The following is a 12,089-nucleotide window of genomic DNA, read 5'->3' as shown; positions in this document are numbered from 1 at the left end:
GGGGATCCGAATGCCGCCACGCGTCCTGGGCCTGGAAAGGCTGCTGCTGGCCCTGTTCGTCGCGTCGGGTTTCGCCGGCCTCATCTACCAGGCCATCTGGTCGCATTACCTGGGCCTGAGCCTGGGCCACGCGGCCTACGCCCAGACCCTGGTGCTGGGCATCTTCATGGGCGGCATGGCCCTGGGTGCCTGGGTGGTCAGCCGGCGCGGCGTGCGCTGGCGCCGGCTCATCGCCGCCTACGCCCTGGTCGAGATAGTGATCGGCCTGGCCGGACTGGCCTTCCATCCGGTGTTCCTGGCCTATACCGGCCTGTCCCAGGACACGGTCTACCCGGCCCTGGAATCGGCGGCGGCGGTGCGCGCCTGGCAGTGGGGCAGCGCCGCGCTGCTGATTGCGCCGCAGTCGATCCTGCTGGGCATGACCTTCCCGCTGATGAGCGGCGGCTACCTGCGCATCGCGCCGCGTGCCGACGGCGAAATCCTGGGCGGCCTGTACTTCAGCAACAGCATTGGCGCGGCCTTCGGCGCGTTGTTCGCCACCTTCGTGCTGCTGCCCTGGATCGGCATGCCCGGTGCGGTGGCGTTCGCGGGCGCCGTGAACCTGGTGGTCGGCGTCCTGGCCTGGCGTGTGTCGCGACGAGTCGATGCCCAGCCGTCCGAAGCGCCCGTCGTCGGCGAAACGCCGGTCACGCCATCTGCCGCGCCGGGTTTTTTCCGCGCGATGCTGCTGGTCGCCTGTCTCACCGGCGCCAGCTCCTTCGTGTATGAAATCGGCTGGGTGCGCATGCTCAACCAGGTGCTGGGCACCACCGTGCACTCGTTTGAACTGATGCTCTCGGCCTTCATCCTGGGCCTGGCCTTCGGCGGCCTGTGGGTCCGCCGGCGGGCGCCGCGGGTCACGGACCCGGTGGCCTACGCCGGCTGGGCGCAGCTGTGGATGGGACTGGCGGCGCTGGTGTCGCTGCCGCTGTTCGCCAACAGCTTCCACTGGGTGGGCTGGCTGATGGGCCTGCTGCCGCGCACCGACGAAGGCTATGCGCTGTTCACCCTGGCCAGCGGCGCCATCGCGATGCTGGTGATGTTCCCGGCGGCCTTCTTCGCCGGCATGACCCTGCCGCTGCTCACCATGGCCATGCTGCGCAACGGCTCGGGCGAAGCCGGCATCGGCCGCGTCTACGCCATCAACACCCTGGGCGCGATCCTGGGCGTGGTGCTGGCCGTGCACGTGCTCATTCCGACCTTGGGCCTGCAGCTGTCGGTGACGCTGGCGGCGCTGGTGGACGTGGTGCTGGGCGTGGTGCTGATCCGTTGGTATGCCGCCGGCGACGGCAGCCCGCGCACGCTGCCGGGTGCGCTGGTGGCGACGATGCTGGTGCTGGGCATCAGCCTGGTGTTCGGTCGCGCCGACCCGCGGGCGCTCGCCGGCGGCGTCTACCGCACCGGTGCGGCGAGCCTCGGCAGCGGCGTGGACATTCCCTATCTCAAGGACGGCAAGACCTCGACGGTGGCCGTTGTCGCGGGCGACAACTGGCACAGCATCACCACCAACGGCAAACCCGACGCCGCGGTGAACCTCGATCCCGACGCCGACCCGGCGGACGATGAAATCACCATGGTCCTGCTGGGCACGCTGCCGCTGGCCCTGCACCCCGCGCCGCGCGACGTCGCCGTCATCGGCTGGGGCTCGGGCCTGAGCACGCACAGCCTGCTGGGCAGCCCGCGGCCCGCGCGCGTGGACTCGATAGAAATCGAACCGGCCATGGTCGAAGGCTCGCGCCTGATGATGCCGCGCGTGTATCGCGCCTTCGACGACCCGCGCTCGCACCTGCACATCGACGACGCACGCACCTTCTTCTCCACCGGCCGCAAGCGCTACGACGTGATCGTCTCGGAGCCGTCCAATCCCTGGGTCAGCGGCGTCGGCAGCCTGTTCACCCGGCAGTTCTACGGGTTCCTGGGCGACCACCTGGAAGACGACGGCGTGCTGATCCAGTGGGTGCACATCTACGAACTCGACAACCCCCTGCTGGCCACCATGCTGGCCGCGCTGGGCCAGCAATTCCCGCACGTGGACCTGTACCTGGCCAACCAGGGCGACCTGATCCTGGCCGCCAGCCGCCGGCCGCTGCCCGCGCCGCGTTATCCGGCCGCACCCGACAGCGGCTTCGCCGCCGAAATGGCGCGGGTTGGCCTGGGCAGCGCGGCGGATTTCGAAGTCCGCCGCCTCGGCGACCGCCGCGTACTCGACACCCTGGTGCGCATGACCGGCGTGCCGGCGCATGACGACTTCCACCCGGTGGTGTCGCTGCAGGCGCCGCGCGCGCGCTTCAAGAACCGTTCCGCCGACTGGCTGCTTCGCCTGGAAACCGCCGGGCTGCCGCTGCTCGAAACCATCGCCGGTCGCCGCACCGTGCCCGCCGACCTGGTGCTGACCGAGGCCGAAGGCAGCCTGTCGCTGCGGCTGGCGCAGGAAGGCCGCCGCATCCGCGCGGCGATGACCGGCGAACCGCTGCCCGGCGCGTTTCACGAACCGTCGCTGGCCGATGCCGGACGCGAGCTGCGCCTGCTCTCGGGCGCCGGCATCGGGCAGCAGGACGAAGGCCGCTGGCTCGCCGCCGCGGCGCAGGTGGCCGAGGCCACGCTGTCGGGGTTGTCGCCGTCCGATCTCGACGGCCTGTGGATCGATCCCGTCTGGTACCACGCCGAGGACGCGCCGGTGTCGGTGCGCCGCGTGCTGCAGGCCTACGACGCCACCGCCCGCCGCGACCACGCCGCCATGCAGCAGACCGGCCTGGCCGCGCTGGACGTGCTGGACCCGGCGGTGGCGCCGCTGCTGGTGCGCGAACACATGCTGGTGATCGCGCGCCTGGGCGCGATCGGCCAGGGCGACCTGGAGGCTTCGGTGGCGATCGAGCGCCAGTTCGGCCGCGACGTGCCGGGCGGTGGCGACGCGGCCTACGGTTTCGTGCGCGGTTTCCTGCTGGCCTGGGCCGACCAGGAAACGTCTTCGGACTAGGCGGGGGCCGGCGGCGCGCCGGCCTTACTCCATCTCGAGTTTCTTCAGCTTGTAGCGCAGCGCCCGGAAGGTGATGCCCAGCTGCGCGGCCGTCTTGGTCTTGTTGTAGCGGTTGGCTTCCAGCGCCTTCTGGATGGTTTCGCGCTCCATCTGCTCGATCGCGTCGGGCAGGGCGGTGCCGTCGGCCAGGCCGGCGGGCACGGCGGGCGAGGGCGCGGCGGCGACCGGGCGCAGCGGCATGTCGGCTTCCAGCCCGATCAGGCTGTCGACTTCCGGCAGGTAGAGGTCGGAGACCTCGATGCTCTGGCCGTCGCAGAGGGCGACGGCGCGCTCGAGGATGTTCTCCAGTTCGCGCACGTTGCCCGGGAACGGGTAGGCGGTGAGCGCGGCTTCGGCTTCTTCGCTCAGCGTCGGCAGCTTGTCGGCGGTTTCACCGGCCAGGCGCTTGAGGATGGCTTCGGCCAGCTGCGCAATGTCCTCGCGGCGCTGGCGCAGCGGCGGCACCGCCAGTTCGATCACGTTGATGCGGTAATAAAGGTCCTGGCGGAACTTGCCGTCCTCGACCAGCTTGGCCAGGTTCTTGTGCGTGGCCGACAGGATGCGCACGTCCACCGGCAGCTCGGCCGGCGCGCCGACCGGCCGCACGGATTTTTCCTGGATCACGCGCAGCAGCTTCACCTGCATGTGCAGCGGCAGCTCGGCGACCTCGTCCAGGAACAGGGTGCCGCCCTGGGCGGCCTGGAACAGGCCTTCCTTGTCGGCATGGGCGCCGGTGAAGCTGCCCTTCTTGTGGCCGAAGAGCTCGCTTTCCATCAGCTCGGAGGGGATCGCGCCGCAGTTGACCGGCACGAAGCTGCCGCCGGCGCGCGACCCCTGTTCGTGGATCAGCCGGGCCACCAGTTCCTTGCCGACGCCCGACTCACCGCTGATGTAAACCGGCGCCTGGCTGCGCGCGACGCGCTGGATGGTCTGGCGAAGCTGCTGCATGCGCGGCGAATCACCCAGCAAGCGGGCGCTGGCCGGGGCCGACTTGCGCTGCTGGTTCAGGTCCAGCGCGTGCTGCACCAGGCGCCTGAGCACCGCCAGGTCGACGGGTTTGGTGACGAAGTCGAAGGCGCCGGCCTTGAGCGCGGTCACCGCCGCTTCGACGTTGCCGAAGGCGGTGATCATCGCCACCGGGATGTCAGCGTACTTTTGCGCGATGTGTTCGATCAGCTCCTGGCCCGAACCGTCGGGCAGGCGCATGTCGGTCAGGCACAGGTCGTAGCTTCCCTGGGCGAGCTGGGCCCGCGCGGACGACAGGTCGGCTGCCGTGTCCACCCTCAGGCCCATGCGGCCCAGGGTCAGGACAAGCAGCTCCCGGATGTCGCGTTCGTCATCTACTACCAGGGCGCTGCGGGCAATAGCCATGCGGGTTCGGGGGGCTGGGGACGCCTACACATTAGCCCAAGCCAAGCCGTTCAGGCCAGATTTAGCCGTCCGGGGCTGGCATCGTCCTGCATCAGCGTCATGCCGGGCGGCAGGATGATGCGGAAGCAGCTGCCGCCGCCAGGCACCGGCTGGTAGCTCAGGCTGCACTGGTTGGCCTCGCAAAGCTGCTGTGCGATGTACAGGCCCAGTCCGGTGCCGTGCTCGCTGGTCGTATAGAACGGGGTGAATATCTGGGACGCCACCGGGGCCGGGATGCCGGGGCCGCGGTCGATGACGTTCAGTTCGGGCGGCGCGCCCGGCGGGGCGCTGCGCACGGCCACGGTCACCTTGGCCGGTTCGCCGGGCATGCGGCCGTAGGTCAGGGCGTTCTGCACCAGGATGGTCAGTACCTGGTGCAGGTGGCGCGGGTCGGCCATGGCCAGCACGCTGCGCTCGCTGACCGACTGCAGCACGTCGGTTTCCAGCGGATGGCTGGCCCGGTACTCGTCGACGAAACGGCGGGCGAACCGGCTGATGTCGATCGACTCGGGCTGGCTGCGCTCGCGCCGGGCCAGGCCCAGGATGTCCTGGACGATGCCGTTCATGCGCTGGCACTGGGTGTGGATGATCTCGAGCAGGCGCTGGTCCGCCTCGGGGAGTTCGGCGGTTTCCTCCAGCAGCTGCACCGAATACATGATCGCCGCCAGCGGGTTGCGGATCTCGTGGGCGATCGAGGCCGACAGCCGGCCCAGGGTCGCCAGGGTCAGTTCCTCGGCCCGGTTCGAGTACAGGCGGCTGTCGTCGAGGAAGATCAGGAACAGGTTGTCGGTGAGGCTCAGCGAGACGAAGCGCGGCAATACCTCCGGCGTGCCGTCGCCCAGGGTCATGGCCTTGGGGATCTCGCCACGGCCCTGGCGCCAGGCCAGCAGAGCCCGGTGCAGGCCCATGGCGATGTCGGCCAGCTGGCGGCGGTCGGGGGACGGTTTGCCCAGCAGCCCCCAGGCGGCTTCGTTGCACACCTTGACCCGGTGTTCGCCGTCCACCACCAGGATGCCGGTGCGCATGCGCCGGATCACCAGTTCGTTGATCTCGGCCTGGTTGGCCAGTTCCTCGCCGCGCTGTTCGGCCAGGGCCTGCGATTCGAGCACCTGCCGGCTGAGCAGTTCGCACAACACCGCCGTCGCCAGGTAGGTCACCGAGAACATCACCGACTCGGCCAGCGGCCGGGCATTGGCGAGGTCCACCGTGCGGGTGTAGAGGCTGTCGAGCAGCACCACCAGGCAGGCCGCCAGGGCGAAACCCAGGCCCGCGCGCTGGGGCAGGATGAGCGCGCCGGCGCCGATGTTGAACAGGAGCAGCAGCGCCACGCCGCCCTGGCTGCCCGAGGTGGTGGTGAATACCGCCGCGGCCACCGCGAGGTCGATGCCCAGGCCGATCGCCGCCTGCCGCGACGGCGGCAGGTCGCTGCGGTAGCCGGCCACCAGCAAGGTGACCGCGGCCACCAGGTACAGCACCACCACCGACTGCAGCAGCGCCGGCTGGCGGACCTGCAGCAGGTATTCCCCGGCCGGGCTGAACGCGACCAGGGCCAGCAGGGACGCCTCCAGCATTCGCCAGAGGCTGAAGAAATAGAGCTCGCGGCGCTGGGGGCTGGGGCCGGGCGATTTGCGGGAGGCGGGGGCCATGGCGCCCAGTATGCCTCGCGGCCGGCTGTCAAGCGCAGTCGCTTTTGCGTTGGGGTGGCCGGGTCGGCGACAATACCGCCCCCGTTCGCGACCCCCTTCCCATACAGGTATCGGCATGAACTTCCACGAATACCAGGCCAAGCAGCTGTTCGGTGACTACGGCATCGCCGTCCCGGCCGGCCGCGTTGCGCGTACCCCCGATGAGGCCGTTGACGCGGCCAAGGCCATCGGCGGCAACTTCTGGGTCGTCAAGGCGCAGATCCACGCCGGCGGCCGCGGCAAGGCCGGCGGCGTCAAGCTGGCCAAGACCCTTGAAGACGTGCGCAAGTACGCCGAAGCCATGCTCGGCACCAAGATGGCCACCTACCAGACCGCCGGCGTCGAACTGCCGGTCGACTGCGTGCTGGTCACCCAGGCCACCGACATCGCCAAGGAACTCTACCTGTCGGTGCTGGTCGACCGCGCCACGCGCTCGATCACCTTCATCGCCTCGGCCGAAGGCGGCGTCGAGATCGAGAAGGTCGCCGAAACCAATCCCGACGCCATCAAGTCGCTGCACGTGAACTACGTGCAGGGCCTGCAGCCCTACCAGTGCCGCGAGCTGGGCTTCAGCCTGGGCCTGACGGCCAAGCAGGTGAACCAGCTGAGCAAGATCATGCTGGGCCTGTACAAGCTGTTCAACGAGAAGGACCTGGCCCTGGTCGAACTCAACCCGCTGGCGATCCTGGAAAACGGCGACCTGGCCGTGCTCGACGGCAAGATCAACTCCGACGACAGCGCCAGCTTCCGCCACCCGGAACTGACCGCCATGCGCGACATCCGCCAGGAAGACGAGACCGAGGTGCTGGCCAGCCAGCATGACCTCAACTACGTCACCATGGACGGCAACATCGGCTGCATGGTCAACGGCGCCGGCCTGGCCATGGCCACGATGGACGTGATCAAGCTCAACGGCGGCGAGCCGGCGAACTTCCTCGACGTCGGCGGCGGCGCCAACAAGGAGCGCGTCACCGAAGCCTTCAAGCTGATCCTGCGCGACCCGGACGTGAAGGCGATCTTCGTCAACATCTTCGGCGGCATCGTGCGCTGCGACATGATCGCCGAAGGCATCATCGCCGCGGTCAAGGAAGTGGACGTCAAGGTGCCGGTCATCGTGCGCCTGGAAGGCACCAACGTGGACAAGGGCAAGGAGATCCTCAAGAACTCCGGCCTGGCCATCCAGCCCGCCGACGACATCAACGACGGTGCCAAGAAGGCCGTCGCGGCCGCCGCCTGATCCCAAGGACATCTATCCATGAGCGTTTTGGTCAACAAGAACACCAAGGTCATCGTCCAGGGCTTCACCGGCCAGCAGGGCACCTTCCACGCCGAGCAGATGCTCGACTACGGCACCAAGGTCGTCGGCGGCGTCACCCCGGGCAAGGGTGGCAGCACCCATATCGGCCTGCCGGTCTTCAATACCGTGCGCGAAGCCGTCGATGAAACCGGCGCCGACGCCTCGGTCATCTACGTGCCGCCGCCGTTCGCGGCCGACGCCATCCTGGAAGCGGCCGACGCCGGCATCCGGGTCATCGTCTGCATCACCGAAGGCATCCCGGTGCTGGACATGCTGCGGGTCAAGAACGCCCTGGCCAGTTACGACGACGTCGTGCTGGTCGGCCCCAACTGCCCCGGCGTGATCACCCCGGGCGAGTGCAAGATCGGCATCATGCCGGGCCACATCCACATGCCGGGCAAGGTCGGCATCGTCTCGCGTTCGGGCACGCTCACCTATGAAGCCGTGAAGCAGACCACCGACGCCGGCCTGGGCCAGTCCACCTGCATCGGCATCGGCGGCGACCCGATCAACGGCACCAACTTCATCGACGCCCTGAAGCTGTTCCAGGACGACCCGCAGACCGAGGGCATCATCCTGGTCGGCGAGATCGGCGGCACCGCCGAGGAAGAAGCGGCCGAGTTCATCGCCGAATACGTCACCAAGCCCGTGGTCGGCTTCATCGCCGGTGCCTCGGCACCGGCCGGCAAGCGCATGGGCCATGCCGGCGCCATCGCCTCCGGCGGCAAGGGCACCGCGGCCGGCAAGTTCGAGGCCCTGGAAAAGGCCGGCGTCACCACGGTCAAGTCGCCGGGCGACCTGGGCGCGGCGATCGCCGCCAAGCTCAAGAAGTAATCCCGGCAGCCATCCCCGGGGCATGCAGTAAGCTCCGGGTGACGCAGTCCAGCAAGGGCCGCCATGTGCGGCCCTTGTTGTGTCCGGGGCAAGGGAAGGGGGCAGGGTGAAGTTCAATCCAGGCATCGAAGGGTTGCGCGGCGTTGCGATCGGGCTCGTGGTGCTGGCCCACGCCGGCGTGCCGGGCCTGTCCGCCGGCTTCATCGGCGTGGATGTGTTCTTCGTCATTTCCGGCTTCCTCATCACCGGCCTGCTGACCCAGGAACTGGACGCGACCGGCCGGGTCGACTACTGGGCCTTCTTCGCCCGCCGCGCCCGCCGGCTGGCGCCCGCCGCCCTGCTGATGATCGTCGTCGTGGCCGGCCTGGCCCTGTGGCGACTGCCGGCGGCGGCGCTGGACGTGCACCTGGCGTCGGCGTTCTGGGCGGTGCTGTGGTCGTCGAACCTGTATTTCGCCTTCGCCGGCTTCGACTATTTCGGCGCGGCGGCCAACGACAGCCTGTTCCTGCACACCTGGTCGCTGGGCGTGGAAGAACAGTTCTACCTGCTCTGGCCGCTGGTCGTCGTGGTGGCGTGGCGCCTGGGCGGCACGGGCATGCGCTGGCTGGCGGGACTGTCCCTGCTGGGGTTCGCCGCCAGCCTGGCAATCCTGGCCTGGGACGCGAACGCGGCGTACTACCTGATGCCGTCGCGGCTCTGGCAGCTGGCCCTGGGTGGCCTGGCCTATCGATATGCCAGCCGCCAGGACGGCTGGCGGCATTCGCCCGATGTGTTCGGGGTCATCGGCGTGCTGCTGCTGGGCGCGGCGATGTGGTGGATCGACGGCACCCGTCCCTATCCGGGCCTGGATGCGCTGCTGCCGACGCTGGGCGCGGCCTGCCTGTTGCTGGCCACCTGCGGGCCGCAGGGCCGGGTGGCGTCGGTGCTGGGATCACGGGCGCTGCGCCTGCCGGGCAAGGTTTCCTACAGCTGGTACCTGTGGCATTGGCCGTTCCTGCTGTTCCTTCCGGCGATGGGCCTGGGAACACCCGGCCCCTGGCTGGGCCTGGGCCTGGTGCTGGCGTCGCTGCTGGTCAGCCTGGCCAGCTATGCGTACGTCGAGCAACCGTTCCGGCGCCGGCGCGAACATCCGCGCCGGGCGGTGGGCCTGGCCGTACTGGCTTGCCTGGTCGTCGCGGGCCTGCTGCAGCTGGCCGCCTGGCCGCTGCGCGGGCAGCAGGAACACGCCCGCGCCGAAATCGACGCGCTGGTGCGCTCGCGGATCTTCGTGCCGTCCATCCAGGGCCGTCCCGAGTGCGACCGCTGGTACTACTCGGCGGAGCTGGTGCCCTGTGAGCTCGCGGGGCCGGACGACGCCAGCGGGGTGCTGGTGTTCATCGGCGACAGCGTCGGTGCCCAATGGCTGCCGGCGATCGAACAGGTCGCCAGGCAGCGCGGCCTGAAGGTGGTGGTGCTGACCAAGTCGGCCTGTCCGATCGTCGACGAGCCGTATTTCTACGAGCGGATCAACCAGCGTTTCACCGTCTGCGAACAATGGCGCAAGGCCGCGGTGCAATACGTGCAGGCGCGCAAGCCGGCGCTGGTGGTGATCGGGTCGAGTCGTTATCCCTTCAGCGCCGAACAATGGCGCGAGGGCACGCGGCGCATGCTCCTCGCCCTGGGTGCGCCCGGCCGTCCGGTGGCGGTCATCGCCCCGACGCCCCTGCTGGGCTACCACAATCCGATTTGCCTGATTGCCCAGGGCCGGTTGCAGGACGGCGTGCTGGTGGCGCCTGCGTGCACGGAGCCCCTGGCCGAGCCGCGGCCCGGCGGCGCGGTGGATTCGCTGCGCGCGGCGGTGGCCTCGGTGCCGGGCACGGGCCTGGTCGAGATGAACGACCTGGTCTGTCCGGACGGTCGCTGCGACGGCTTGGTGCGTGGCCACATCACTTTCCGGGACGACCAGCATCTCAACGCCGGTTACGTGATGGACCTGGCGCCGGCGTTCGCACGACGCCTCGAACACGCCCTGGCCGACGGCAAGGACGGGCCCGAAGGCGTCGTAGAATAGGCCGCAGTTCGCAACGGTGGTGCCCATGTCCAGCCCGACCCTCCGCATCGCCCTGGCCCAGTTCGACTTCCCCGTGGGCGACGTCGCCGGCAACGCCGCGCGCATGGCGGCCTGGGTCGCCGAAGCCCGGGACGTGCACGGGGCCGACATCGTGCTGTTCCCCGAGCTGGCGCTCAGCGGCTACCCGCCCGAGGACCTGGTGCACCGGCCGGCCTTCCTGCAGGCCTGCGAGGAAGCCCTGGCCGGGCTCGCCAAGGCTTGCCGCGGCATCGTCGCGGTGGTCGGCTGGCCGCAGGCGGCCGGGTCGATCGTCTACAACGCCGCCAGCGTGCTGCGCGACGGCAAGGTGGCGCTGACCTACCGCAAGCGCGAACTTCCCAACTACGCCGTGTTCGACGAACGCCGGTACTTCGACGTCGACCCGGACGGCGGCGCCTGCTGCTTCGAGGTCAAGGGCGTGCCGGTGGGCCTGGTGATCTGCGAGGACCTGTGGTTCGCCGAGCCGCTGGCCGACACCGCGGCCCTGGGGGCGAAGCTGGTGCTGGTGCCCAATGCCTCGCCCTTCGAACGCGGCAAGACCGCCAAGCGCGACCGCTTGCTGGAAATGCGGGTGCAGGAAACCGGCGTCGGCCTGGCCTACCTGAACGTGGTCGGCGGCCAGGACGAGCTGGTCTTTGACGGCGCCTCGGTGCTGGTGGACGCCGACGGCAGCCTGCACGATGCCGCCGAAGCCTTCGCCGACCATTGGCTGGTGGCCGATTTCGACGCCGACAGCGGTCGCTTCAGCCGCGTGCACTGGGCGACCGAGGACGACGAATCCTGGCAGTCCCAGGCCTGGCGCGCCGTGGTCCGCGGCATCCGCGACTATTGCGGCAAGAACGGTTTCGACTCGGTCTGGCTGGGGCTCTCGGGCGGCATCGATTCGGGCCTGGTGGCGGCGCTGGCCGTGGATGCGCTGGGCGCCGACAAGGTCACCGCCGTGCGCCTGCCTTCGCGCTACACCTCCGGCCTGAGCAACGACCTGGCCGACGAACAGGCCAGGCTGCTGGGCATCCGCCTGGAAACCCTGCCGATCAAGGCCCCGTTCGAAGGTTTCCTGGAGGCGCTGGCACCGCTGTTCGAAGGCCAGGAGCCCGGCGTGGCCGAGGAAAACCTGCAGTCGCGCTGCCGCGGCGCCTTGTTGATGGCGCTGTCGAACAAGTTCGGCGGCCTGCTGCTCACCACCGGCAACAAGAGCGAATACGCGGTTGGCTACGCGACCATCTACGGCGACATGTGCGGCGGCTTCGCGCCGATCAAGGACCTGTACAAGACCGAAGTGACGGCGCTCTGCCACTGGCGCAACGCCCGGTCGCGGGTTATCCCGGAGCAGGTGATCACGCGCCCGCCCTCGGCCGAACTGCGCGACAACCAGACCGACCAGGACTCCCTGCCGCCCTACGACGTGCTCGACGGCATCTTGCTGCGCTACGTCGACCAGGAATTATCGCCGGACGAGATCGTCGCCGAAGGCTTCGACGCCGGCACCGTGGAGCGCGTGCTGCGCCTGGTGCGCGTCAACGAGTGGAAACGCCGCCAGTCGGCGCCGGGCCCGAAGGTGTCGCACCGGGCGTTCGGCCGCGAGCGCCGCTACCCGATCAGCTCACGCTGGCGCGACTAGACCCCTTGGATGTAGGAGCGCCTTCAGGCGCGAATCTCTTCTTTGCCAAGGGCAAAGTCAAAAGATTCGCGCCTGAAGGCGCTCCTACACGGTCCCGG

The 12,089-nt window shown here is 69.3% G+C and carries 7 protein-coding genes; 5 read left to right on the top strand and 2 right to left on the bottom strand.

Features of this window, described 5'->3' with window-relative positions; all coding sequences use genetic code 11:
* Nucleotides 1-10 precede the first annotated feature (10 nt).
* Entirely contained in the window at nucleotides 11-3,016 is a 3,006-nt protein-coding gene (locus tag N788_RS11110) for a spermine/spermidine synthase domain-containing protein (RefSeq protein WP_034225076.1), read from the top strand.
* Between the two features lie 24 nt (nucleotides 3,017-3,040).
* Here the strand turns inward: N788_RS11110 and N788_RS11105 are convergent, their stop codons facing one another.
* Both N788_RS11105 and N788_RS11100 read right to left on the bottom strand, forming a co-directional pair.
* Complete coding sequence (locus tag N788_RS11105; protein ID WP_034225074.1) at nucleotides 3,041-4,426, bottom strand: sigma-54-dependent transcriptional regulator; 1,386 nt, start codon at nucleotides 4,424-4,426, stop codon at nucleotides 3,041-3,043.
* 50 nt (nucleotides 4,427-4,476) lie between these two features.
* Nucleotides 4,477-6,111 (bottom strand): sensor histidine kinase, encoded by a 1,635-nt coding sequence (locus N788_RS11100; protein ID WP_051924595.1) that lies wholly within the window; start codon nucleotides 6,109-6,111, stop codon nucleotides 4,477-4,479.
* Nucleotides 6,112-6,226: 115 nt separating this feature from the next.
* Here N788_RS11100 and sucC point away from each other — a divergent pair, with 115 nt between their 5' ends.
* The 4 genes from sucC (at nucleotide 6,227) to N788_RS11080 (ending at nucleotide 11,991) form a co-directional block, all read left to right on the top strand.
* Nucleotides 6,227-7,387 (top strand): ADP-forming succinate--CoA ligase subunit beta, encoded by a 1,161-nt coding sequence (gene sucC / locus N788_RS11095; RefSeq protein ID WP_034225072.1) that lies wholly within the window; start codon nucleotides 6,227-6,229, stop codon nucleotides 7,385-7,387.
* An 18-nt stretch (nucleotides 7,388-7,405) separates the two neighbouring features.
* The gene (gene sucD / locus N788_RS11090; RefSeq protein ID WP_034225070.1) at nucleotides 7,406-8,281 is read left to right on the top strand and encodes a succinate--CoA ligase subunit alpha; all 876 of its coding nucleotides are present in this window, start codon (nucleotides 7,406-7,408) and stop codon (nucleotides 8,279-8,281) included.
* Between the two features lie 106 nt (nucleotides 8,282-8,387).
* On the top strand, nucleotides 8,388-10,331 hold the full coding sequence (locus tag N788_RS11085; RefSeq protein WP_160171925.1) for an acyltransferase family protein: 1,944 nt from the start codon (nucleotides 8,388-8,390) through the stop codon (nucleotides 10,329-10,331).
* A 25-nt stretch (nucleotides 10,332-10,356) separates the two neighbouring features.
* A complete protein-coding gene (locus N788_RS11080) occupies nucleotides 10,357-11,991 on the top strand; it encodes an NAD+ synthase (RefSeq protein ID WP_034225067.1) in 1,635 nt (544 codons plus the stop codon).
* Nucleotides 11,992-12,089: the final 98 nt, after the last annotated feature.

This window comes from Arenimonas donghaensis DSM 18148 = HO3-R19, from assembly GCF_000743535.1.
GTDB lineage: Bacteria > Pseudomonadota > Gammaproteobacteria > Xanthomonadales > Xanthomonadaceae > Arenimonas > Arenimonas donghaensis.
The sequence above is the reverse complement of the archived record's forward strand: the minus strand, read 5'-3'. Positions and strand labels throughout refer to the sequence as shown.